At 74.7% G+C, this 22,787-nt stretch carries 24 protein-coding genes; 7 read left to right on the top strand and 17 right to left on the bottom strand.

The features are described 5' to 3' along the window. Nucleotides 1-30 precede the first annotated feature (30 nt). Together Ae150APs1_RS01810 and Ae150APs1_RS01805 are read right to left on the bottom strand one after the other, a co-directional pair. A complete protein-coding gene (locus Ae150APs1_RS01810; RefSeq protein ID WP_075295328.1) occupies nucleotides 31-690 on the bottom strand; it encodes a response regulator transcription factor in 660 nt (219 codons plus the stop codon). Beyond that, on the bottom strand, nucleotides 687-1,844 hold the full coding sequence (locus Ae150APs1_RS01805) for a histidine kinase (RefSeq protein WP_075295326.1): 1,158 nt from the start codon (nucleotides 1,842-1,844) through the stop codon (nucleotides 687-689). The genes Ae150APs1_RS01810 and Ae150APs1_RS01805 overlap by 4 nt, the downstream gene beginning before the upstream one ends. Nucleotides 1,845-2,122: 278 nt before the next feature. Between Ae150APs1_RS01805 and Ae150APs1_RS01800 the strand changes: the two genes are divergently transcribed. Continuing rightward, the gene (locus tag Ae150APs1_RS01800; RefSeq protein WP_075295324.1) at nucleotides 2,123-3,079 is read left to right on the top strand and encodes a hypothetical protein; all 957 of its coding nucleotides are present in this window, start codon (nucleotides 2,123-2,125) and stop codon (nucleotides 3,077-3,079) included. Between the two features lie 36 nt (nucleotides 3,080-3,115). Here Ae150APs1_RS01800 and Ae150APs1_RS01795 read toward each other — a convergent pair whose 3' ends face one another. From Ae150APs1_RS01795 to Ae150APs1_RS01785, 3 genes are read right to left on the bottom strand one after another with little or no spacing between them, the layout of a single operon-like run. Beyond that, nucleotides 3,116-3,556, bottom strand: a complete 441-nt coding sequence (locus Ae150APs1_RS01795; protein WP_075295322.1) for a hypothetical protein — start codon at nucleotides 3,554-3,556, stop codon at nucleotides 3,116-3,118. Nucleotides 3,557-3,561: 5 nt separating this feature from the next. Then, entirely contained in the window at nucleotides 3,562-4,050 is a 489-nt protein-coding gene (locus Ae150APs1_RS34150) for a protein kinase (protein ID WP_075295320.1), read from the bottom strand. Continuing rightward, the gene (locus Ae150APs1_RS01785; RefSeq protein WP_075295318.1) at nucleotides 4,047-4,526 is read right to left on the bottom strand and encodes a hypothetical protein; all 480 of its coding nucleotides are present in this window, start codon (nucleotides 4,524-4,526) and stop codon (nucleotides 4,047-4,049) included. Before Ae150APs1_RS01785 ends, Ae150APs1_RS34150 begins: the two co-directional genes overlap by 4 nt. Nucleotides 4,527-4,745: 219 nt before the next feature. Between Ae150APs1_RS01785 and serA the strand changes: the two genes are divergently transcribed. Beyond that, entirely contained in the window at nucleotides 4,746-5,945 is a 1,200-nt protein-coding gene (gene serA / locus Ae150APs1_RS01780) for a phosphoglycerate dehydrogenase (protein ID WP_075295316.1), read from the top strand. A gap of 1 nt (nucleotide 5,946) precedes the next feature. Here serA and Ae150APs1_RS01775 read toward each other — a convergent pair whose 3' ends face one another. Both Ae150APs1_RS01775 and Ae150APs1_RS01770 read right to left on the bottom strand, forming a co-directional pair. After that, nucleotides 5,947-6,429, bottom strand: coding sequence for a hypothetical protein (locus tag Ae150APs1_RS01775; protein ID WP_010232161.1), 483 nt, complete (start codon nucleotides 6,427-6,429; stop codon nucleotides 5,947-5,949). A 218-nt stretch (nucleotides 6,430-6,647) separates the two neighbouring features. Continuing rightward, nucleotides 6,648-7,151 (bottom strand): GNAT family N-acetyltransferase, encoded by a 504-nt coding sequence (locus Ae150APs1_RS01770; RefSeq protein ID WP_212567143.1) that lies wholly within the window; start codon nucleotides 7,149-7,151, stop codon nucleotides 6,648-6,650. A gap of 109 nt (nucleotides 7,152-7,260) precedes the next feature. On the opposite strand from Ae150APs1_RS01770, the gene Ae150APs1_RS01765 reads away from it, so the two are divergent. Together Ae150APs1_RS01765 and Ae150APs1_RS01760 are read left to right on the top strand one after the other, a co-directional pair. Beyond that, nucleotides 7,261-7,830, top strand: a complete 570-nt coding sequence (locus Ae150APs1_RS01765; RefSeq protein WP_075295312.1) for an Lsr2 family protein — start codon at nucleotides 7,261-7,263, stop codon at nucleotides 7,828-7,830. A gap of 19 nt (nucleotides 7,831-7,849) precedes the next feature. Next, nucleotides 7,850-8,269 (top strand): hypothetical protein, encoded by a 420-nt coding sequence (locus Ae150APs1_RS01760; protein WP_075295310.1) that lies wholly within the window; start codon nucleotides 7,850-7,852, stop codon nucleotides 8,267-8,269. 58 nt (nucleotides 8,270-8,327) lie between these two features. Here Ae150APs1_RS01760 and Ae150APs1_RS01755 read toward each other — a convergent pair whose 3' ends face one another. The 3 genes from Ae150APs1_RS01755 to Ae150APs1_RS01745 form a co-directional block, all read right to left on the bottom strand. Continuing rightward, a complete protein-coding gene (locus Ae150APs1_RS01755; RefSeq protein WP_075295308.1) occupies nucleotides 8,328-11,738 on the bottom strand; it encodes an arabinosyltransferase domain-containing protein in 3,411 nt (1,136 codons plus the stop codon). Between the two features lie 64 nt (nucleotides 11,739-11,802). Then, entirely contained in the window at nucleotides 11,803-12,438 is a 636-nt protein-coding gene (locus Ae150APs1_RS01750) for an antibiotic biosynthesis monooxygenase (RefSeq protein WP_075295305.1), read from the bottom strand. A 96-nt stretch (nucleotides 12,439-12,534) separates the two neighbouring features. Then, a complete protein-coding gene (locus Ae150APs1_RS01745; RefSeq protein ID WP_075295303.1) occupies nucleotides 12,535-13,938 on the bottom strand; it encodes an APC family permease in 1,404 nt (467 codons plus the stop codon). Nucleotides 13,939-14,107: 169 nt separating this feature from the next. Between Ae150APs1_RS01745 and Ae150APs1_RS01740 the strand changes: the two genes are divergently transcribed. The 3 genes from Ae150APs1_RS01740 to Ae150APs1_RS01730 all read left to right on the top strand — a co-directional run bounded on the left by Ae150APs1_RS01740 (nucleotide 14,108) and on the right by Ae150APs1_RS01730 (nucleotide 16,311). Beyond that, nucleotides 14,108-14,488 (top strand): hypothetical protein, encoded by a 381-nt coding sequence (locus Ae150APs1_RS01740; protein ID WP_010237011.1) that lies wholly within the window; start codon nucleotides 14,108-14,110, stop codon nucleotides 14,486-14,488. Nucleotides 14,489-14,608: 120 nt separating this feature from the next. Further along, nucleotides 14,609-15,580 carry an alpha/beta fold hydrolase gene (locus tag Ae150APs1_RS01735; RefSeq protein ID WP_075295301.1) on the top strand — a complete coding sequence of 324 codons (972 nt, stop codon included), beginning with the start codon at nucleotides 14,609-14,611 and terminating at the stop codon, nucleotides 15,578-15,580. Nucleotides 15,581-15,633: 53 nt separating this feature from the next. Then, the gene (locus Ae150APs1_RS01730) at nucleotides 15,634-16,311 is read left to right on the top strand and encodes a pentapeptide repeat-containing protein (protein ID WP_075301567.1); all 678 of its coding nucleotides are present in this window, start codon (nucleotides 15,634-15,636) and stop codon (nucleotides 16,309-16,311) included. A 3-nt stretch (nucleotides 16,312-16,314) separates the two neighbouring features. Here Ae150APs1_RS01730 and Ae150APs1_RS01725 read toward each other — a convergent pair whose 3' ends face one another. From Ae150APs1_RS01725 to Ae150APs1_RS01695, 7 genes are all read right to left on the bottom strand, one after another. Further along, entirely contained in the window at nucleotides 16,315-16,914 is a 600-nt protein-coding gene (locus Ae150APs1_RS01725) for a hypothetical protein (protein WP_139316776.1), read from the bottom strand. Nucleotides 16,915-16,977: 63 nt separating this feature from the next. Next, the gene (locus tag Ae150APs1_RS31835) at nucleotides 16,978-17,514 is read right to left on the bottom strand and encodes a hypothetical protein (protein ID WP_170918027.1); all 537 of its coding nucleotides are present in this window, start codon (nucleotides 17,512-17,514) and stop codon (nucleotides 16,978-16,980) included. Nucleotides 17,515-17,640: 126 nt separating this feature from the next. Then, the gene (locus Ae150APs1_RS01715) at nucleotides 17,641-18,468 is read right to left on the bottom strand and encodes a hypothetical protein (protein ID WP_075295297.1); all 828 of its coding nucleotides are present in this window, start codon (nucleotides 18,466-18,468) and stop codon (nucleotides 17,641-17,643) included. A 197-nt stretch (nucleotides 18,469-18,665) separates the two neighbouring features. After that, nucleotides 18,666-19,493, bottom strand: coding sequence for a hypothetical protein (locus tag Ae150APs1_RS01710; protein WP_075295295.1), 828 nt, complete (start codon nucleotides 19,491-19,493; stop codon nucleotides 18,666-18,668). Between the two features lie 97 nt (nucleotides 19,494-19,590). Next, entirely contained in the window at nucleotides 19,591-20,565 is a 975-nt protein-coding gene (locus Ae150APs1_RS01705) for a biotin-dependent carboxyltransferase family protein (protein WP_075295293.1), read from the bottom strand. Then, entirely contained in the window at nucleotides 20,562-21,434 is an 873-nt protein-coding gene (locus Ae150APs1_RS01700) for an allophanate hydrolase subunit 1 (protein WP_060576070.1), read from the bottom strand. Before Ae150APs1_RS01700 ends, Ae150APs1_RS01705 begins: the two co-directional genes overlap by 4 nt. Then, nucleotides 21,431-22,780: an acetyl-CoA carboxylase biotin carboxylase subunit gene (locus Ae150APs1_RS01695; RefSeq protein WP_075295291.1), complete on the bottom strand. Its 1,350-nt coding sequence runs from the start codon at nucleotides 22,778-22,780 to the stop codon at nucleotides 21,431-21,433. Before Ae150APs1_RS01695 ends, Ae150APs1_RS01700 begins: the two co-directional genes overlap by 4 nt. Between the last annotated feature and the right edge of the window lie 7 nt (nucleotides 22,781-22,787).

The following is a 22,787-nucleotide window of genomic DNA, read 5'->3' as shown; positions in this document are numbered from 1 at the left end:
GGTCGCGTGCCCGCCGGCGGTGCCCGCGGGTCAGGCGTCGTCCCGGCGACGGGGATCGACGAACCCGGACTCGTAGGCGGCGACGACGGCCTGGGTGCGGTCCCGGGACCCGGTCTTGGCGAGCACTCCCGCGACGTGGGTCTTCACGGTCTCGACACCCAGGTAGAGCTCGCGGGCGATCTCGGCGTTGGACAGACCCCGCGCCATCAGTGCCAGCACCTCACCCTCGCGGGCGGTCAGTCCGGCGTCCTGCAGGCGGTCGCCGCCGTCGGGGGCGAATCCGGCAGCCAGTCCACGCAGCGCCGCAGGGAACAGCAACGACTCCCCCGCCGCGACGGTGTGGACGGCGCGGACGATGTCGCGCGGTGGGGTGCGTTTGAGCAGGAACCCCGTCGCTCCGGCGCGCAGGGCGTCGTAGACGTAGCGGTCGTGGCCGAAGGTGGTCAGCACCAGCACCCGCGGCGGGTCGGGACGACGGACCAGGTCCCGGGTGGCGGTGATGCCGTCCACACCGGGCATCCGGATGTCCATCAGGACGACGTCGGGCCGCAGTCGTACCACGAGACCCGGGGTCTCGGCGCCGTCGGTGGCCTCACCGAGCACCGTGAGGGCGGGATCCGCGTCGAGCACGGCGCGCAGTCCGGTGCGGACGAGCTCGTCGTCGTCGACCAGGAGCAGTCCGGTGGTCATGTCGGTTCCCGACCGTGCGTCGTGGGGGACGACTCCTCCGCGGTCGTCCCACGGGTCGAACCGGGCCCCGAAGGGCCTGTGGGTGTGGAGGGGAAGCGGGCGTGCAGGACCCAGCGGTCCCCGTCGGGGGCGGCGCGGACGGTGCCGCCGAGCAGTGCGACACGCTCCCGGGCTCCGGCGAGGCCACGCCCGACGCGGCGCTCCCGGGCTCCGTCCCCGCCGGCGGTGATCGTGTTGGTGATCGTGAGGTGCAGCCCGCTCCCGCTCCGGCGCAGACGCAGCTCGACCGGTCCGGGATCGGCGTGGCGCAGGGCGTTGGTGAGTCCTTCCTGGACGAGCCGGTAGGCCTCCCGGGACACCACCGCGGGGACCCCTGCGGCCGGGTCCACGTCGTGGTGCAGGTCGAGTCCGGCGGCACGCGCCGAGGCGAGCAGGGGCTCGAGCGAGTCGAGGTCGCGGACCGGTTGCGGGGTGTCGCCGTCGTCCCGGAGCAGGCCGAGTACGTGGTCGAGGTCATCGAGGGCGGCGCGGCCGGTCGTGGCGATCGCATCGAGGGCACGGGCGACGAACGACGGGTCGGTGCTGAGCAGTTCGGCGGCCGCCGCGGCCTGCATGGTGGACACGGTCAGGGCATGGCCGACCGAGTCGTGCAGCTCGCGCGCCAGCCGGGTGCGCTCGGCCTGCCGGTCGGCGCGCCGGTGTGCTCGTGCCAGTTGTTCGGCGAGCTCGGCGGCGCGCCGCTGTCCGGGGTCCGGTCCCAGGAGTGCCGGCGCCAGACGGGCCTGTAGTGCTCCGGCCGCGGCGAGCGCGGTGAGCACCGCGGGGACCGGCAGCAGTGCCAGCGGCGCGGTCCACCATGCCGCGAGGCCGGTCGGCAGCGGTGGGTACTGCTCCCACGGGGTGGCGACCAGGGCGACGGTGACCGGCAGCGCGACCAGGAGCGCTGCCGCGGAGACCGCGCCCAGTGCGGTGCAGACCAGCAGCCATCCGGCCGCACGGATCCGGGTCGTCAGTGGGACCGGGCTGCCTGCCGGGTCGTCGGGCAGGTCGACGCCGAGCAAGGCACGGGCGGCGGCGATGAGGAGCTCGCGCACGCCGGGAAGGACGGTGACACCGATCGCGAGCAGCACCACCGTGACGGTCAGGCCGACCATGGCGGCCGGCGCCCACGCCGCCGGCCGCGGTGCGCACCAGTACCCAGGCGGCTCCCAAGTACGGCAACAACACCACCGCGCCGAGCAGTACGTGGAGTACACGGCGACAGGTGCGGCCCGCGGCCCACCCCGTCGGCGTCGTCAGCGTCGTCCACGACGGCGATCCCCCCACGCGGGAATCGTCGCAGACGGGGCCCTCCGGCCGTTCCCTCCTGCGAGGGAGATCGTCCACCCGCGAAGGGGAGGCCGACGTGTGCCCGGGTGGCCAGCCTGGGTCCATGACCTCACACAATGTCCACGGCACGCCGACCGCCCGCCGCATCCTCGGCGCGGCTGCCGCCCTCGCGACCCTGCCCTACGTGACGATGAAGATCGCCTGGCTCACGGGGAACCCGGTCGGTGTCACCGACCCACGCATCCTGGAGGGTGCGGGTATGCCGGTGATGAACGCGATCACCGTGCTGCTCGATCTCTGCGTGGTCGCACTCGCGGTGGCGCTGGGTAGCCGGACGGCCCTGCGGTTCCCGGTCCTGCCGGTCCTCCTGCCGGCGTGGGTCGCGACCGGCCTGTTGGTCCCGATCGCGCTGGTGTCGCTGCCGATGACGCTGGTGCTCCCGCCGGCGACGGCGACGGGGATGGCCACCTGGGTGCACCCGATGGTCTACGGCGGGTTCACCGTGCAGGGAGTGTGCCTGCTGACCGCGTTCGCCCTGCTGGCACGCGACCGTTGGGGTGCCAGGGTCACGACGCATCACCGGGCCGAGGACGCGGCGCGACCGCTGTTGCGGGCTCTCGCCGGGGGCGGTGCAGTGACCGCGGCTGTCGCTGCGGGGCTGCGGGTCGTCGGCGGGTGGGGCTCGGGGGATCCGGTCGTACTGGTCCCTGCTGTCGTGACCGCGGTGCTGATCGTCATCGGCGTGGCCGGGATCGTCGGTCTGACGGCCGGCCGCCCGGGATGGCCCGTGGCGGTGGCAGCCTGGGTCGGGAGCGCGGTGGCGTTCGCCGACGGGCTGTACGCCACCGCGACCACCATGGGTGCGACCGAGCTGGCGGTCGGTGGCGGGTCGCCCGCCACCGGGGTCGCACACGTCGCGGGCCTCCTGGCCGGGTTCGCGCTCGCCGTGGCCGGACTGCTGTCGATGTCGCGGCCCGGCGCAGCCCTGCCCGGGGCCGGCCACGGTGTGCCGGACGAGATCCGCGTGCAGAGCCCGGTCGCCCGGTCGGCACGGGGCTGAGCCCCGGTTCCCGGCCGGCACCGCCTCGATGCCCGCTCAGACGAGCCCGATCGTGGCCACGACGACCAGGACGGCGAGGACGGCCAGCGCGGTCACGGTGATGACGGTGGTGCGCAGGCGGTGACGGCCGGGACCGGCATCGCGGGTGTCGTCGAGTTGGGTCAGGGTCTGCTCGACCGCGGGCGCGGGCGCGGGCCGGTCGGTCCGCCCGGCCCGGGATCCCACGGACACCGGCGGCGGCGCCGGCCCGGGCGTCGTCGAGGGCCGGGGAGCTGCGTGGCCGGTCGTCGCGGCCAGTTCGAGCGTTCCTGTGGGCGGCTCGAGGCGGACCAGCGCCGCGGCCACGGCCCCGGCGTCGGGGAACCGGTGGGCAGGCTCCTTGACCAGCGCCCGCAGCACGACGTCGTCGAGGCCGGCCGGGATGCCGGGCCGCAACGCGGACGGCCGGGGTGGTGGTTCCCGGAGCTGGTCCAGCACGACCGTCAGGGGGTCGGGACGGGTGAACGGTGGGCGTCCGGGCGCAGGATGATGCTGCCGGGGCTGACGTCCCGGTGCACCACCCGGGCCCGGTGGGCGGCCGCGAGTGCATCGCACACCGCGCGGCCGATCGCGGCCACCAGAGGTACCGGCAGCGGTCCGGTGCGGTCGAGCCGCCGGTCGAGCGACTCGCCCTCGACGTAGGCCATCACGACGAACACCCCGGAGGCCGTGACGCCGACGTCGTGCACCTCGACGACGCCGGGGTGGTCGATCGCGGCGATGGCACGGGCCTCGTCGCGGAGGATCCCACCTCCTCGGCGTCCTCGGAGTCCTCGGCGCGGAGCACCTTGACCGCGACCGGTCGGTCGAGGTCGCCGTCGTCGACGAGGTAGACCCGCGACATGCCACCCTCGCCGAGCAGCTCCCGCACGCGGTAACGCCCGGCGAGCAGGTGGCTCCTCCCCCGATCCGGGTACGGGAGGACCGGTCACGGCGCCTGCAGCCCGCAGTGGGTGGTCTCGGGGTGGCCGGCGCCGACGAGCTCGTCGAACAGGTACTGGTGGTAGTCGACCATCGCCCGCCGGAGCTGCTCGGTGCCGGCCGCGTCGTGGGTGTCGGCGACGGCGACCGTGTGGGCGGCGCGGTAGTGCCCGACCAGGTCGGGATGGTCGACCGAGATGACCTGCTCGCGCTCGGAGTAGTGCTCGACGGGGTACCCGCGCGCCCGCATGACCTGCAGGATCAGCAGATCGGCGTCCCGCAGTCCACTGCGCGGGGTCTGTACGAAGGAGTTCTGCGCCTGCACCCACGAGCCGGTGAACCGTTCCCGTTCGTCGGTGTCGAGGGTGCGTACGTCGAGCTCGCGACGCCGTCGCAGGCGTCGCTCGAGCTCGGCCTCTCCGGCAGTGCGGCCGCCGGCCTGGTCGAGGACGTGGTTGTACTCCGGCCCGAAGTGACGGTGCAGCACGGCACTGCGGCGCCGGCGGCGGCAGGGGGCCTCCCCCTGGGCGCACCGTCGTGACGGGGTCGGGTGTCGTCGGTTCGTTGACGTCGAGTTGGCGTCAACGACACATTGACAACGAGTGTGACGAGTTCGGGCGTTTCGTCCGGCACCCCCGTCGCAGCGCACCGCAACGGTGACGGGCTGATCCCCCGTGACGGCCGTCCCGGGCATAGGTTGGTCGGCGTGAAGGTCCTGTTGCTCGAAAACATCCACCCCGGCGCCGCCGAGGCGTTCGAACGCGCGGGCTTCGAGGTCGAGACCCGGCCCGGCTCGCTCAGCGGCGACGAGCTCCTCGAGGCCGTGTCCGGCGTGCAGTTGCTCGGCATCCGATCGAACACCACCGTGACACCCGAGGTGCTCGACGCCGCCAAGGATCTGCTGGCCGTCGGCTGCTTCTGCATCGGCACCAACCAGATCGACCTCGAGGCGGCCGCCGAGCGCGGCATCGCCGTGTTCAACGCGCCGTACTCCAACACCCGCAGCGTCGTCGAGCTGGTGATCGGCGAGATCGTCGTCCTGGCGCGGCGGCTCACCGAGAAGACCCAGCGGATGCACGAGGGGGTCTGGGACAAGTCCGCGAAGGGGGCGCACGAGTTCCGCGGCCGCACCCTGGGCATCGTGGGGTACGGCAACATCGGTACCCAGCTGTCGACGATGGCCGAGGCGATCGGCCTCCGCGTGGTCTTCTACGACACCGCGGACCGCCTCGCCCACGGCAACGCCCGCCGGATGCCGTCGCTGGACGCGCTGCTGGCCGAGTCCGACGTCGTCTCGATCCACGTCGACGGACGCCCGGGCAACGCCGGCCTCTTCGGCGCCGACCAGTTCGCCACGATGAAGCCCCGCTCGATGTTCATCAACGCCTCCCGCGGCATGGTGATCGACGAGCAGGCGCTGCGGGAGAACATCCTCTCGGGCCACATCGCCGGTGCCGCCGTCGACGTGTTCCCGGTGGAGCCGAAGGCCCAGGGCGACACGTTCGAGTCCCCGCTGCGCGGGCTCAACAACGTCATCCTGACCCCGCACATCGGCGGCTCCACCCAGGAGGCGCAGGAGGGCATCGGCCACTTCGTGTCGGCGAAACTGGTCGACTTCGTGACCGGTGGTGCCACTCCCCTGTCGGTCAGCCTGCCCAACGTCGGCGCCCCGAACCCGGCCGGCGTGTTCCGCATGGCGTACCTGCACACCAGCAAGCCGGGGGTGCTGGCCGACATCAACCGGCTGCTCGCCGACGCCGGGGTCAACGTCACCGGTCAGTCGCTGTCGACCTGGGGCGACCTGGGCTACGTGCTGACCGACACCGACCGTGTCCTCCCCGACGACGTGCTCTCCGCGCTGGGGAGGGCCGCGCAGACGGTGTGGCTGCGCTCGTTCCCGCTCTGACTCAGGCGCAGGCGCCGAACGCCTCGACGTCCGACGGGTGCATCGGGCCGTGCTCGCCGTGATGCACCACGAAGTCGACCCGGCTCGGGCGGCGGAACAGTCCGCCGCCCGACGGGCGCCGGTACACCAGCGGCGCGCACCGGTACCCGAACAGCGCCCGTGCCCAGCCCTCGGCCTCACCCCGGGGCAGGACGGTGCCGTCCCGGGTCGCGACGGTCAGCTCCCAGATCCCGACACCCGCGGCCGGAGCCTCGTCGTCCGGTGCCGTCGACGCGACCAGGACCAGCCCGGACCCGCCGCGCAGGGCCGTGACCTCGACCTCGCTGCGGTGGCGGTCCGGCACCGGATGCGGATACGGGTGGGCGAGCAGGCCGACCCGCAGCCGGGTCACGTCGTCCCCGTACCGCGCCTGGATCACCTGCGCGAGATCCACCGATCGTTTGCGGCGCAGGTCCGCGTTGACCAGGCCGGTCTCGACCGTCATGCCCGTGGCCCCATTTCCGTCCCCGCGACGGCGGCGGACGGCGGCCCCCGTGCGGGCCGCCACCCACGGGACGTGCGTCGGCCCGCCGCAGCGGGGCGGCCGGCGCTCCGGTGGAGGACCGTCGAACGGTCTGGCGTCGGCGCCGTGTTCTACGGCTCGTAGAGTATTCTAGATCACACTCCGCGCACAGGCGAGGGCGGGATCACATGATCGCCGGGTCACACCCGTCCGGCCGAGCGTGACGGGTCCAGCTCCAGCACCATGTGGACGCTGTTCGAGTCGTCCGGGTAGTCCGCGAACGGCGGGCAGGGGGTGAACCCGTGCCGGGCGTAGAGCCGGCGGGCCGGGGCGAAGAACTCCATGGAGCCGGTCTCCAGGTGCAGCGTGCGGTACCCGCGCCCGCGGGCGACGCCGATCAGGTGGACGAGGAGCCCGGCCGCGACGCCCCGCCCGCGCGCCGCCGGTGCCGTCCGCATCGATTTGATCTCGCCGCCGTCCGGGCCGAGCTCCTTCAGGGCACCGCAGCCGAGCAGCGTGCCGTCGTCGTCGCGGACCGTCCAGACGGTGACGGCTGGGCCCCGCAGGCCGTCGAGATCGAGCGCGTGGGTGCTCTCCGGCGGCGACTGCGCCCGCATGTCGGCGAGATGCCCGGAGAGGAACTCCGCGATCTCCGTTCCGGCGAGGTCGTCGATCACCATGTGCACCCGGACACTCTGCCGCACCGTCCGCCACGCCCGGCGTGTCGTGCGGGTTCCGCGGCCCGGCGGACCCGTCGTTATGCTCGCGACGACGCCGGAGCGACTTCCGGTCGGCGACGCGAGAGGAACGGCAGTGGCGAAGGTCGAGACGGTCCGGCTCGTCGACGACATCAGCGGCGACGAGGCCGACGAGACCGTCGACTTCGGACTCGACGGCCGGCGGTTCCGGATCGACCTGACCTCCGCCCACGCCCGCGCCCTGCGCGAGGGGCTCGCGCCCTTCCTGGGCGCCGCCCGCTCCGCCGGGTCGGCCCGCGACCACCGCCGCACGGCACCGGCCGCCACGCCGGGCGGTGCCGGGGCCGGGTCCGCGGGTGCCGCTCCCGGGGCCGAGGGCTCCGGTGCCGCCGTCCGTGAGCACAACCGCGCGGTCCGGGAGTGGGCCCGGGAGAACGGGTTCACCGTCTCCGAGCGGGGCCGCATCCCGTCCGAGGTCGCCGAGGCCTACCGGCGGGACGAGGCCGCCGCGTCCGGCACGACCGCGGGCACGAAGCCCGCCCCCACGGCCGGGCCGACCACGACGGAACCGGCCGCCGAGAAGCCCGCCACCACGGAGGCGAGCGCCGTGGAGCAGGCACCCGAGCCGGTCGCGGCACCCGCCACCCGGCAGTCGACGGCTCCCGCGGTCGAGTTCAGCGGCTGACCGGCGGGAGGCACCGGCGATGGCGGTGGCCGCGGCCGCGACCTGGGTGTGGCTCGGCATGGTGCTGGCGATCTCGTTCCTGGAGGCGCCGCTGAAGTTCCGCGCGCCGGGGATCACGACCGCACTCGGGGTCGGTATCGGGCGCCTGGTGTTCCGGGCGCTGAACGTCGCCGAGCTCGTCCTGCTCGCCGTCGTCGCGGTCGCGCTGGTCGTCGCCGGGACACCGGTCCCGGCGTCCCTGCTCGCGGCGGCCGACGCCGTCGTGCTCGCGGTCCAGCTCCTCGTGGTGCGCCCGGCACTGACGCGGCGTTCGAACGCGCTGCTGCGCGCCGGGAGCGCGGCGCCCGGGCCCCGTTCGCCGGCCCACCTCGGCTACGTCGCGCTCGAGCTGGTCAAGGTCGGCGTGCTCGTCGCGCTCGGCGTCGCCGCCCTGTCCTGAGGCGCTGTCCCGTCGCGCTGCCCGGGGAGACGGGTCGCCCCGGGCAGCGCGCCGCGTGTCAGCGGCTCGGCGACGGGATGCCGGGCGGCGGGGCCGGCAGCGGCCCCGGGCTGTAGAGCCCGGACCGGAGGACGTCGGAGCGTTCCAGCGTCGGCCGCACCGCGTTCGGGCGGTAGGGCTGGATCGCCTGGACCTTGCCCCAGTCCCGGCCGGGGTCGCCCTCCAGGTAGGTCGGCAGCTCGTTCTGCTTTCCGATCACCGTGATCCAGCCGAGCGGGCCGCCGGCCTGCGGCGTCGACCAGCCCTCGCCGTCGACCCGCATCCGGCTGCCGTCGGCCTGCAGCCGGTAGGCGGGGACCTCCGCGATCCCGCCGGCGGTGGAGAACGGGCGCAGGCAGGGGCTCGCCAGCGACACCGGGTACTCGAGGAACATCGCCTGGTTCCCGACGACCGCCGACAGCGGCGCCAGCTGCGGGGCGCGCAGCGGGGCCACCGCGAGCCACCCGTCGGCCCCCAGCGAGTTGTCCTGCGCCACCAGCCGGACCTCGGTCGCGGCGCGGGCGGCCTCCGGCAGGTCGAACCGCAGCTCACGCCACGGCATCTCCTCGCCGCGGCCGTCGTCGAGGGTGGTCTGCTCGACCACTCGCACCCGGCCGTCGGACAGTCTCGTCGCGTACTGCACGGTCAGCTTGTTGCCGCCGCCCAGCCGGCCCGCCGCCGTCACCACCAGCGGGGTGGCGCCGGCGCGCTGCTCGGCGGTCAGCTGCGTCCACGGGGTGCGCAGCGTGCCGGTGCCGCGACCGGACGAGTCGTAGCTGCCGAAGGCCGGGGCGGCGTCGCTGCCCAGCCCGCCCGAGAGCACGTACTCGAACCCGGAGACCCCGGACCCGCCGCCCGTCGGCGGGACACCGTCGCGGCGGAAACCGGAGCCTCCGCTGGTCGGTTCGAGCAGCTGGGCCTCCGGGCTGTTCGCCGGGACGACGCCGGGCGGCAGCGGCGCGGGGGGCGCCGTCGACTCCCCCGGCGGGGGCGGCGACGCGACCGTCGGCAGCAGGTCGGGGTTGGCCGGGGTCGCCATGCCCGTCGGTTCCGGGGCGGGTGCGAGCACGCCGTCGGCCGGGCGCCGCTCGGCGAACACCTGGCTCGCCAGGCCACAGGACCCGCCGAGCGGGTTCGACAACGCGTCGGCACCCATCGACCAGGTGCCCGAGCGGGCCTGCATGGCCGCGCCCATCGACCACAGGTTGAACGTGACGAGCAGAGCGCACAGCACGGCCAGCGGGGCCGACGTCAGCCGAAGCCGCCGCGTGGCGTCCAGCGCGGCCGACGCGTCGCGGCGCCAGTCGCGGGCCCGCCACCAGCGCCCGATCAGCGGCAGCCGTCCGATCGCACGCTCGAGCCCGGCGAGCTGGTCGGGGTGCCGGTCCTCGCGGATCCCCCGCAGGTGCTCGACCCCGGCACCCGCGGCCAGCAGCAGCGCCACGACCAGCAGCACGCTCGACGCCTCGTAGCCGCCGATGAGGACCTGCTGGTCGGCCCAGGGCACACCCCAGTTGTTCGTGTACCACCACGTGTTGGGCCCGGCCGCGGACAGCGCCGCCACGAGGAACGCGGCCGCCAGGAACGCGAGCCGGTTGCGCAGCGACCGCAACGCGTCGGACCCGGTCGCGATGGCCGCCAGCGCGACCATCCCGGCGCCGAGGCCGACGAGGTCGCCGAAGTGGTGGGTCCACTTGGTCGGGGTCATCGCGAAGATCAGCAGGGCGATGACGGTGCTGCCGACGAGCCGCTGGGCCGGCCCGAGCGCCGCGCCGGGGATCCGGTTCCGCCGGATCAGGACCACGACGCACGCGAGCGTGCAGAGGATGACGAGCAGGATCGGGAACCGGCGGGCGATCGACCCGTCGGCCAGGCTGCCGAACAGCGGCGCGTACCGCTGCGCGATCTCGGAGTACCAGGGCCAGTCCGGCCCGACGTCGGACCGGATCCGGGTCGAGTCGATGACCGCGGCCCAGCTCTGGTCCGCCCAGGCGATCATCAGGATCGCGGTGCCCGAGGCGAGCAGCGGTGCCAGCACCGACACCGCGCCGAACGTCCGGACCCGGGTCGCGAGCAGCTGCCACAGCGGCCGGATCCCGGCCAGGAACGGGGCGATCGCGATCAGCCCGGCCGGGTTCGCGCCCACCGCCATCGAAGCCGCGAACAGGCCGAGCGCGACCGGCAGCGTCCGCTGCAGCGCGATCGCGCGTTCCACGCACACCAGCGCGAGCAGCGAGCAGACCACGACGACCGGCTCCGGCCGCAGGCCCGAGTTGTAGGCCATCCAGAACGCGAGGAACGTCATCGCCGCGGCCCAGGTCGCCGCCCGGGACCGGCGGGCCTGGCGCCCGAGGCGGGGCAGCAGGCCCCGGGAGACCAGCCACCACGCCGTCACACCCATCAGGACGCCGGGCAGTCGCAGCCACAGCAGCGAGTCGGAGACCTGCACCCACAGCGCGTAGAGGTCGTAGAACCAGCCGAACGGCGCCTCCGCGGCGTTGTACCAGCGGTAGTAGTTGCCGACGTAGCCGGAGGTGGGCACGTCGCGCACGATGCCGAGGGTGAAGCCGTCGTCGGAGGTCTGGCCGCCGATCGCGGCCCAGAGCCCCAGCACGCCGACGACGGTGACGTCCACCGGGCGCGGTCGCGCGCGGGTCCACCAGCGACGCAGCCGGGGCGGCCAGCGCTCGGCCATGCCGCCGGCCTCCCGGCCGGCGCGGTGCGGGCGCCGCCCGAGGTGCCGGTCCACCCCGGCGAGCGCGAGCAGCGACCCGACCAGGGCCAGGCTCGCGACGGCGGTGGCGAGCGACTTCCAGACCGACGGGCTGCTGTCGAACCGGGTGTCCGGGCTGATCCGGACGGATGTGCCGGCCAGCGGGTCGGCGGCACCGTCGAGGTCGGAGTAGACGCCGACCGACTGGGGCCGCAGGTCCCCGGGGAACGTCTGCGCGCCGGAACCGAGGTCGACCGTCGTCTCCTCGGCGTCCGAGGAGATCCTGACCTCCGACGGCCCGTCGCGCAGCGGTGCCGCGGACAGCTGCTCACCCCGGTTGACCAGGGTCAGCTGGCCGTCGCCGACCGTGAGCACCATCCCGGACCGCGCGCCCTCGGGGGACTCCGGCGGCACGGTCGACAGCACGGTCGCCGGTGTGGCGCTGCGCTCGTCGAGACTGCGGATCGCCTCCGCGGGCACGGCGACCGACATGGACTCGGGACGCAGCGCGACCAGCGGGGCGTTGACGTCCTGCGCACCGGTGGCCTGCGACGGCCAGACGATCGTGTTCTCGTGCTGCACCACGGGGAGGAACGGCACCGCGACGGCCAGGACGACGGCGAGCAGGCCGAGCCCGCCCGCCCACCGCAGGCGACGTGTGTCACGTGACGTGTCGACCTGCTCCCGTTCCGCGACCCTCGGTTCCTCGGTGAGCACCGAACGACGGTAGCGACCCGGCTCCGTCCGGCCCCCGGAGCCCCCGTCCCGTGACCGGGGCCGGTCAGCCCACCGGGCCCCGGTGCCGGTCGCGGAACCGCGCGCCGTGCAGCCACCAGCCGAGCACGCGGGTGATCCAGGGCAGCACGAGGTAGACCATGATCGGCGTCAGGACGATCGTCGTGACCGCGATCCGAGGCACCACGTGCCAGTCCGCGAGCAGCGCGCCGAGGGTGACGGTCGCGAGCAGGTTCATCGGGAAGAAGACGAGCCAGATCGTCGTCGCCTGCTTCCAGCGGGGCGGGGTCGGCTGCGGAGGCCCGGCCGTCTCGACCTTCTCGGCCTCGTCGAACCAGCCCTCGATGCCGGTGCGGCGCTCGCTGCGCGTCATCTCGGCCAGGCCCTGCGCCGACCCGAGCCACCAGCGGCGTTCCGGGGCGGCCTCCCAGCGGGCGAGCGACTCGTGCGAGTCGAAGCGGGCGAGCATGTGCCACTCGTCGGACCCGCCGCGGGTGCGGACCCAGCCGCCGCCGAGGAACCCGGGGAAGCCCTCCGCGAGGAGCAGGCCGGAGCGGATCCAGGCGGTCATCTCGGTGGCGTGCCCGGGGTCGGCGCGGCGGGTGAAGGAGACGGTGACCGGTGCGGTGGACGCGGCGGCGGGGGTGGTGCCGCCGGTCCGGGTGTCGATGTCGGTGGACATGGACGCATGGTGACGGCTGCGGGCCCCGCCGCGCACCGTGGCCGCACGACATCACTGCGGCGGACCGGGGAAGCCCGGGCCCGGGCCACGGGCCGGTCAGCGGCCGGTGACCCGGACGAGGCGTTCCTCGGCGTCGACACCGGGGCCCACCTCGGGGAACCGGGTGAGGAACCACAGGCCCACGACCCACCAGCCGCCGACGATGATCCACTCGGGCGCACCGAGCGCGGCGGGCATCCCGGGCAGGTACAGCGAGAACAGGACGAGCCCGGCGACGGCCGCGACCGTCCCGACCACCGGCCCCCCGCTCACCCGGAACGGCCGCTCCAGCGCCGGCTCGCGCCGACGCAGCACCAGGAACGTCACCGCGACCATCGTGAAGCCCATGGTGATCGTGATCCCGCCGGCGTTCACCAGCCAGGTCAGCATGCTGTCGCCGAACAGCGGCGCCAGCACCGACAGGCCGCCGATGAACAGCACGGCGTGCGACGGCGTCCGGTAGCGCGGGTGCACCACCGCGAACCAGCGCGGCAGCATCCCCGAGGCCGCCATGGCGTACACCAGGCGGCTCGCGCCGATGAGGAAGGCGTTCCAGCTGGTCAGGATGCCCGCGATGCCGCCGAGCACGAGCAGCGTGCCGAACGCCGGGTGCCCCCACAGCGTCGCCATCGCGTCGGCCGCGGCGAGCTGCGAGCCCGCGAGCTCGGCGTCGCCGAGCGCGGCACCGGTGCCGAGGACGATGACCACGTAGAACGCGATCGCCATCAGGACGGAGACGACCAGCAGCCGTCCGATGTGGCGTTCGGGGAGCCGGATCTCCTCGGCCGACTGCGGGATGACGTCGAACCCGACGAACAGGAACGGCACGGCGACGAGGACGCCGAGCATCCCGGCGACCCCGCCGGTGAACCACGGTTCGGCCGTGGCGGCGCTGCCACCCGCGGCGATGCCGGTGAGCATCACGAACGCCACGCCGACCAGGAAGGCCACCGCGACCGTCTGAGCGACGGCGGCGGGCCGGATCCCGATGTAGTTGAGCCAGGTGACGACGACGGCGCCGGCGATCCCGACCAGCGCCCAGGTGGCGTGGACGTCGTCGCCGGCGACCGTCCACAGGAGCCCGGCCTGCAGGTCGGGGAACAGATAGAGCGCGGTCTCCGGGAGCGCGACCGCCTCGAACGCCACCACCGACAGGTAGCCGAGCACCATCGCCCACGACGCGACGAACGCCCACCTCGACCCGAGCGCGCGCAGCACGTAGTGGTGCTCGCCGCCGGCCTTCGGCATCGCCGAGACGAGCTCGGCGTAGGTGAGGCCGACGACGGCCATCACCCCGCCACCCAGGACGAAGGCGAGCGCGGCGCCGGCCGTCCCCGCACCGGAGACCCAGTCCCCCGCGAGCACCACCCAGCCGAAGCCGATCATCGCTCCGAAGCCGACGGCGAGCACGTCCGCCCGGCCGAGCACCTTCACGAACCCCTGGTCGTCCTGTCGGGTCACGTGCCCTCCCCCGGTACCGGTGATCCGGGCATTCCACCCGACGGGCACCCGTCGCGTCGAGGGTCACGGCGAGCCTCCGTGGACCGGCGGCCCGGCTCCCCCGTCGTGGCGGGGTGCGGTGGTCGTCGTTTCGTTGACGACAGGCTGGCGTCAATGAAACATTGACATCATGAACATCGAGGAGGCCCAGCGGTGGCTGGAGCGTGCCGACCCGTCCATCGCCCGGAAGCGGCAGTCCCTGCCCGAACAGCTGGAGGACATGAAGACCCGGGCCGCCGAGGGCGTGCTGACCCGTGACGCCGCCGCGGCCTGGTACGCGCTCGTCCAGGAGATGCACCGCCTGGCCGACGCCTACGAACGCGATCTCATCCGGACCCTGCGGTCGGACGGCCTGACCTGGCAGCAGGTGGCCGACGCCGTGCAGGCGCAGATGTCGAGCAGGCAGGCCGCCCAGGCCAAGTGGAAGCGCCTCATCGACCCCACCCGGCGCACCACCAACGGCAACATGCGCCGCGGCGGGCGCCCGCCACAGGACTCCCCTCCCGCCTGAGCGCGGTGCGCGTCGGCGGCCACTCCCCTCACCCGGACGGCCGCATGTGGTCACGGCCCGCAACCTTCCGGGTCCGTCCTCGTTGTACCGCTCGGTAACCGGTGCGAGGAGGCGGCGAGCATGGACCGACGGCGATGGGGCGCGATCGCGGCGATCGCACTGGCGACGGTGGTCGTCGGTTCGGCGCTCGTGACGCCCGTGGCCCGGGCGGCCACACCCGGCACGGCACCCGCCGCCGGCTCCGCCCCGGCGCTGCCCGGCCAGGACCTGCTGGACCCGTCCCCGGCCGGGTCGAACGACTGGGGCTGCGAACCGGGCGCGGACCACCCGAACCCGGTCGTCCTCGTGCACGGGCTGTCGGCGAACCAGGCGAACAACTGGGCCTACATCGCGCCGCAGCTGAAGCAGCGCGGCTACTGCGTCTTCTCCCTCACCTACGGCCGCAACCCGCTCGCCCCGCCGCCGCTCACCCAGGTCGGCGGTCTCGCGCCGATGGAGGCGAGCGCCGCGGAGCTCTCCGACTTCGTGGACCGGGTCCTCGACGAGACCGGCGCGGAGAAGGTCGACATCGTCGGCCACTCCGAGGGCTCGCTGATGCCGAACCACTACGTGAAGTTCCTCGGCGGCGCCGAGCACGTCGACCGGTACGTCGGCATGATCCCGTTGTGGGACGGCACGAGCACCGCGGGGCTGGCGCTGCTGAACCGTACCGGTGAGCAGCTCGGGCTCGGCCCGGCGATCGGGCTCGCGCTCGACCTGCTGTGCGCGTCGTGCCGGCAGTTCCTGCGCGGCTCGGACTTCCTCGCCGAGATGAACTCCGGCGGCGGGCCCAGGGTCGACGGCGTCGACTACACGATGATCCTCACCCGCTACGACGAGCTGGTCGTGCCCTACACCTCGGGGCTCATGGACGGCGCCGACAACATCGTCCTGCAGGAGGGGTGCCCGACCGACCTGGCCGAGCACGTCGCCGTCGCGTTCGACCCGGTCACGTTGCAGCACATCACCAACGCGCTCGACCCGGACCACGCACAGCCGGTCCGGTGCCTCCCCGTGGGACCGGACGCACCGCCCGCCACCGCCTCGTCGTAGCGGGCACCACCGCACCGCACGGGACCGTCGGTGCCCCGTGCGAGGCTGGCACGGTGAGCGCCGACGTCAGCACGCCCGAGGACCTGATCGCCGCGGCACGGAGCGGGCAGCCGGTCCACGGGCCTGTCCTGGACGAGTGCGACCTGCGCGAGACCGACCTCGCCGGGCTCGAGCTGCACGGTGGTTCGCTCGCCGGGGCCGGCCTGCGCGGGGCGCGGCTGGACCGGGCCCGCATCACCGGCACCTCGCTCGCCGCCGTCGACCTGCGCGAGGCGGACCTGACCGACGCCGTGCTGTCCGGTGTGGACCTTTCGGGCGCACGCTTCGCCGGGGCGGTCCTCGGCGACACCCGCTTCGACGGCTGCCGGATGATCGGGGTCTCCCTGCGCGGCATGCGCGGCCTGACGGCGTCGTTCACGCTGTCGGGCTGCAACCTGCAGATCGCCGACCTCCAGGACCTGAGCCTGCGTGGACTGCGGATCTCCGAGTGCGACCTGTCCGAGGCCGACCTGTCGGGTGCCGACCTGCGCACCGTCGGCTTCGAGCGGTGCCGGCTGCGGGGGACGGTGCTGCGCGCCGCCCGGCTGGAGGAGGCGGACCTGCGCACGTGCGACCTGGGTGAGGTCACGCCCGACACCCCGGGCGCGCTGCGGGGCGCGATCATCTCGTCCGCGCAGGCGGGCGCGATCTGTGCGGCGCTCGGCCTCACCGTGCTCGAACCGGCCGGGTAGCGGTCAGCCCGGCTCGCTGTCCTGCACCTGCCCGGCCACCCACGGGTCGACCTCGCAGTCGGGATCGTCCGGGCCGGCGAGGCTGAGCGGGCCGAGCTCCAGGAGGTCGGCCGACCGGCACTGCTCACCCGGATCCGCCACGGGCTCCGTGTCCGCCGGGACCACCGCCCGCGACGACGCCGCCGCCTGCTCCTGGCGTTCGGCCTCCGCGCGGTGGTAGTCCGCCAGCTCGGAGTCGCCGGCGGCCCGGGCGCGCTCGGCGCGCTCGTCGGCCTGTGCGCGGAGCTCGTCGGCGACGGTGCTGACCCGGTCCGCCGACGCGGTATCGGCGGCCTCCCGCGCCAGCGCGGCGTCACGGGCGCCGGCGACGGCGTCGATCGCGGTCTCCCCACGCCCGGGCAGCGCGCCGGACGCCGTGGCGCCCGGGAGTTCGGGCTCCGCCGGTGGTGGCAGCGTGGTGGCCACCGCGGCCGGGCCGATCGGCTGGGGGGCCGCCCCGGCCAGCAGCCCGGTCACGAGACCGGCCCCGCCGACCAGCGGGACCGTGCCCAGCAGGGCACGGCGGGCGGGAGTACTGCCTGGACGTCGGTGCCTACCGCTCATGTGATCGCCTCCAGTCCCGCCTTCCGTATCCCGTTCGGGACGGGTCGAAACACCGGATTCCGGTCAGCCGTCCTGCATCTGCCGCAGCTGGTCGTCGATCCAGGGGTCGCGGGACCGCTCCCGCCCCTGGTCGTCAACGTAGCCGCAGTCCCTGTTGGTGATCATCTCCGGGTTCTGCGGGTCGTCGAACCTCGGCGGGCCGTCGAGGTCGCAGACGCCGGTCCCGGTGCCGCCGCCGGCCGTACCGGGGTCCGCGTCGCCCTCCGCCGTGCCGTCGTCCGTGCCGTCGTCCTCCGCCGTGTCACCCGACGCCCGGTCGGTCGCGGCCCGGGCCGCCGCGGCAGCGGCGTCGGCCGCACCACCGGCCGCCGGCAGGGTGATCGGCGGAGCCGTCCGGGGCCGGAGCGGGGCGGACAGGGCGGCCGTCCCCGGGCCGGACCGGGGTGCATCGGCACCCCGCTCGGCGAGCAGCCCTCCTGCGGTCACGACGGCGACGACGGTCGCCACCACCCCGACGGCCGCGACCAGCGGGAGCACGACGTGTGCGGTCCACGGGGACCCACGCCGCTCGGCCCGCGGCACGCGATGACGTCCGCCCATCAGGACCCTCCCCGGCACGACCGAACGGCGTAGTGGTCAGCGATGATGGCGCGAACCGGGGTGCGGCGCGAGCGGCCCGGCCGCCGCTCACCCACACGGGTCCCGGCAGCGGACGCCGGGGCAGCGCTACACGGCGCCCTCGGCCGCGGGCGACGGGCGGGGCGGTGCGCCCGGTCCGGTGCCGTCCGGGGTCCCGCCCGCTGGGGGCGGCGGAGGTCCGGCCGGGGCTGCCGGGGTGCCGGCCGGTGGCGGCGCCGACGGGGCCGGCGCCTGCCGGGCCCGCTGCTCCGCCCGTTCCCGGTCGCGCCGCTCCTGCGCGGCCCGCTCCTCGGCGGCGCGCTGCTGATCCGCACGCTGCTGGTCCGCGCGCTGCTGATCGGCCCGCTGCGCGGCCGCGCGCTGCTCCGCCCGCCGGGCCTCCTGCGCACGCTCCTGCGCCACCGCGCGTTCGTCGGCCACCCGGACAGCAGCGGCGCGTGCCGCGTCCCCGGCGGCCCCCGCAGCCGCCGTCTCGCGTGACTCCGCCATGGCGGGCGGCTGCGTCCGCAGGTCGGGCGAGACCTCCATGGCGCCCCCGTCCGTGGCGCCCTCCGACGACGCAGCGGGCGGGCCGCCCGCGAACGTCGGGACCGGCACCGACAGACCGGTGCGCTGCCCGGCCGGAGCGTTCCCGCCCAGCGGCCCCGTCCCGACCGCCGCGGCCAGGGACGCCGCCAGCAGGACCGGTACGACGCCGGCGAGCACCGTCCGCAGGCGCCGCGCGGGCCGCCCGCCCCCGGTCACGGATCGCGTGGCGTGACCGGCGGCGGGAGCCCGGTCCCCGGGCCGCGCGACGGGCTCCGGCGGAGCCTCCCGCAGCGGCTCCGCCCCGTACGGACCGCCCGGCGGTGCACCCTCCGGCGCGCCCGGGACGGAGTGCCGGCCCGGCATCAGCCACCCGTTCGGCGCAGTCATGCCCATGATCGTGACGGCTGTCCGGCGCCCCGGTCATGCGCCGATCGGGTGGGTCCGGCCGGTCCGCGCCGGTTCAGCGGGTGACGTCGACGAGCGGGGCCGGGCCGTCCGGTGACGCACGGCACGCGGTGACCGGAGGTGCAGGGCGGCGCCGGCGCCGGCAGCGGGGCTCCGACGGGCCGGGTGGCGGCGCCCGCTCAGTCGCCGATCAGCGACAGTGCGGGCCCCGGGACGCGTACCTCGACGTCCTGGGACTCCAGCACCTTCAGCCGCAGCCGGACCAGGGCGTCGTCGGAACCCCGGTCGTCGTCGCGGGCCGATCCACCGGAGCCGGAGCCGTCGGACGGGTCCTGGTCGGCCGGCTCGGAGCGGGTGCCCGGAGCGGACGACGGGGACGGCTCCGCCGAGCGCTGCTGCGGGACCGTGGTCTGCTGCGGGGCGCTGGGCTGCTGTGCGGCCGGGGTAGCGGTGGCACCGGCGGAACGCTGCCGGGGAACGGCGACGGGGTCGGCCGGCCCGGTGGCGGTGTCCCCTCCGGTGACCGTGCCCGATCCCGACGCGCGGTCGTGCCCACCGCCGGAGGAGCTGCCCCCGGACGCGGACCCGCTGCCCGACGACGAACCGCTGGAGGAAGCGCTGGAGGACGAGCCGCTGCCCGGGGCGGCACCACGGTCCGGCCGCGCGCTCCGCGCACCGGACGAGCCGTCGTGCGCCGTTCCGGCGGAGCGGTCGGATCCGGCGGCGCGCGGTACCGCTCCGGCGGCCGACCCCGCGGCCCCGGCCGGACCGGGCGCCGGTGCCGCGAGCGGCGACGACTCGCCGGTCGTGCCCGGCCGTGGTGTCCCCACCGGGTCGGGCCCACCCGCCTCCGGCTCGGCCGGACGGGCGCCGGCGCGGTCGCCGACCATGCCGCTGCCGATGACGACGGCCGCCGCCAGCGCGAGCGCGCCGATCGACGGCACGGCGACCGCCAGGATCTTCCTGACGAGCCCCGCACGAACGGTCCTCCGGTGCCTGCCGCTCATCTGCGTCCGCCGCCTCCCCGTGATCGGTGTGTGACCGAGCGTCGAGTGTGGACCAGATGATCGCGTTCGGCCACCCCGATCGGGGGAATCGAACGGGTCAATCGCCCAACGCGGCGTACATGCGGGCGATCCGGTCCTTCCGTTCGGCGCGCAACCCCAGCGCGGTCTCCAGATCGACCTCGACGAACCGGGTCCGGGTCCGGGGGGCCGACTGGGCGACGACGTCCAGGTCACCGGAGATCACCGTCGCGACCATCATGTACCCGCCGCCGGAGACGGCGTCGCGGTGCAGGACGATCGGCTCCACGCCGCCCGGCACCTGGATCGAGCCGATCGGGTAGGGCGAGTCGACGATGTTCGACGGGGCCTGCCCCGCCCCGAACGGCGGCTCGCGGTCGACGGTCTCCAGCTGCCCGCCGGCGTAGCGGAACCCCATCCGGTCGGCGACCGGCGTCAGCGTCCAGGTCGTGTCGAGGAACGTGGCCCGGCCGGTGTCGGTCAGCCGGTGGTCGTAGAGGCCCATCACGACCCGTACCTCGACGTCCTTCGCCATGACCGGGCGCAGCGCGGCCGGCAGTACGCGCCCGGGGCGGCCCGTCCCGCCGTCGCCGACGGGGAGCACGTCGCCCTCGGCGACCGGGCGGCCGTCCACGCCGCCGAGCGAGCCGATCACGTAGGTGGCGCGGCTGCCGAGGTCGACCCGGGTGTCGAGCCCGCCGGACACCGCCAGGTAGGCCCGCGCCCCGGCCTTGAGGTAGTCGAAGTCGAGCACGTCGCCCTCGGCGACGGCGAACGACTCCCAGTGCGGGCGCGCCTCGCCGTTCACCCGTGGTGCGATCTCCGCGCCGGTCACCGCGACGACGGCGGGCCCGGTGAACCGCAGCTCCGGGCCCATGTAGACGATCTCGAGCACCGCGGCGTCCGGCGTGTTGCCGACCAGCGCGTTCGCCACCTCGGGCGAGTACATGTCCAGTGCACCGGACGGCGGGATGCCCAGGTGGTAGTACCCCGATCGTCCGCGGTCCTGGACCGTCGTGGACAGACCGGGCTTGCGGACCTCGATCGCCGTCATGCGAGGACCTCCAGGAGGCGCTTGTTGTAGCCGTCCGGGTCGTCCAGGAACGGCTGCAGGTCGAACTCGACGGGCCGGACGGTGATCCGGTACTCCCCCGCCTCGGCCCGCGCCTGCGCGTCGTCGTACTCGTCGCGGTCGATGGGCCGGAACTTGACCATGTCGCCGGGCCGCATGAACACCGTGTGCTCGGTGAAGTCCGGCTTGGTCTGCCGCGGGTCGTAGATCGGCGCCGGGGTGATGCCGAACATCTGGTAGCCGCCGGCGCCGCGCACCGAGTAGATGCAGGAGAAGCAGCCGCCGTAGCCGACGGTCTGCTTCGGGGTGTCGGTGCGCGGGCGCAGGTACTTGGGCACCACGATCTGCCGTTCCCGCGGCACCATCTGGTACTTGAAGGGCAGTCCGGCGACGAACCCGACCATCGAGGTGAACCAGGGCGACCCGGAGTGCGCGCCGATGAACTCGTCGACACCGGCGAAGCCGTTGATCCGGGCCGCGTACTCGATGTCGGTGGCGTCCGGGTCCTGGTGACGGTCGCGGAACCGCATCAGCGTCTCGGTGGTCCACGGGTCCTGGTAGAGCACCGGGATCTCGACGACCCGGCAGTCCAGGGTCACGCCGAGCGCGTCGCCGACGCGGTCCTCCAGCTCCTTCAGGTGGGCCAGGAAGGCGTGCGGTTCCAGCACGTCGGGGTCGTAGCGGACCTGGTACGACGCGTTGGCCGGGCAGATCTCGAGGATCCCGTCCGGTCGCTCGTCGCGGAGCAGGTTGGTGATGGCGACGGCCTTGAAGTTCGCCTGCAGGCTCATCTCCTCGGCCAGCTCGACGAACACGAACTCGTCGCCGCCCCAGCTGTAGCGGGCGCTCATGCCTTGTCCCCTCTCAACCAGTGCTCGAGCGTTGCGGTGTGGAAGTCGGCGGACGCCATCCACGGCTCGTCGACCAGCGACCGCAGGAGCCCCGCGGTCGTGGGGATGCCGTCGACGGAGAACTCCTCCAGCGCCCGGCGCGACCGCGCGAGCGCCTCGGCCCGGTCACCGCCCCAGACCACGACCTTCGCCAGCAGCGAGTCGTAGTACGGCGGGACGGTCGCGTCGGGTTCGAGCCAGGTGTCGCAGCGGACCCACGGCCCCGACGGCAGGGTGATCCGGCCGACCGGTCCGGGCTGGGGCAGGAAGTCCCGCTCCGGGTCCTCGGCGCAGATCCGGAACTCGACGGCGTGCCCGCGCCGCTCGATGCCGTCCTGTCCGGGGCGCAGCGGCTCCCCCGCCGCGATCCGCAGCTGCTCGGCGACCAGGTCGATGCCGGTGACGAGCTCGGTCGTCGGGTGCTCGACCTGGATGCGGGTGTTCATCTCGATGAAGAAGAACTCCTGCGTGGCGTCGTCGACGAGGAACTCGACGGTGCCGGCGGAGGTGTAGCCGACCTCCCGGCAGAGCGCCACCGCCGCGGCGGTCATGCGGTCCCGGACGGCGTCGGTGATCCCCGGGGACACCGCCTCCTCGACGACCTTCTGCCTGCGCCGCTGCAGCGAGCACTCCCGCTCGAACAGGTGCACCGCGGACGAGCCGTCACCGAGGACCTGCACCTCCACGTGCCGGGCCTTCTCGACGTACCGCTCCAGGTACATGGTCCCGTCGCCGAACGCCTTCAGCGCCTCGGTGGACGCCTGCCCGAAGGCCGCCCGGAGCCCGTCCTCGTCGTCCACGACCCGGATGCCGCGCCCACCGCCGCCGGCCGCGGCCTTGAGCATCACCGGGTAGCCGACGTCGCGGGCGGCCGCCGCGGCGGCGTCCACGCCGTCGACGCCGCCGGGGGTGCCCGGCACGGTCGGCACACCGGCGGCGCGGGCGACCTCCCGGGCGGCGACCTTGTCGCCCATCCGCTCGATCGTCGCCGCCGACGGCCCCACGAACGTCAGCCCGGCGCCGGCGACGGCCGCGGCGAACGACGCCCGCTCGGACAGGAAGCCGTAGCCCGGGTGCACGGCGTCGGCACCGGTCTCCGCCGCGGCCGCCAGGACCGCGTCGGCGACCAGGTACGACTTCGACGCCGGCGACGGCCCGATCTCGACGGCGGCGTCCGCGAGCCGGGTGTGCAGCGCGCCGGCGTCGGCCTTCGAGTGCACGGCGACGGTCCGGATCCCCAGGTCGCGGGCGGCTCGGACGATCCGGACGGCGATCTCGCCGCGGTTGGCGACGAGCAGCTTCTCCACGGTGCCG

Origin of the sequence: Pseudonocardia sp. Ae150A_Ps1, from assembly GCF_001932315.1 — a bacterium.
Lineage (GTDB): Bacteria > Actinomycetota > Actinomycetes > Mycobacteriales > Pseudonocardiaceae > Pseudonocardia.
This window is presented reverse-complemented; position numbering and strand designations above follow the sequence as displayed.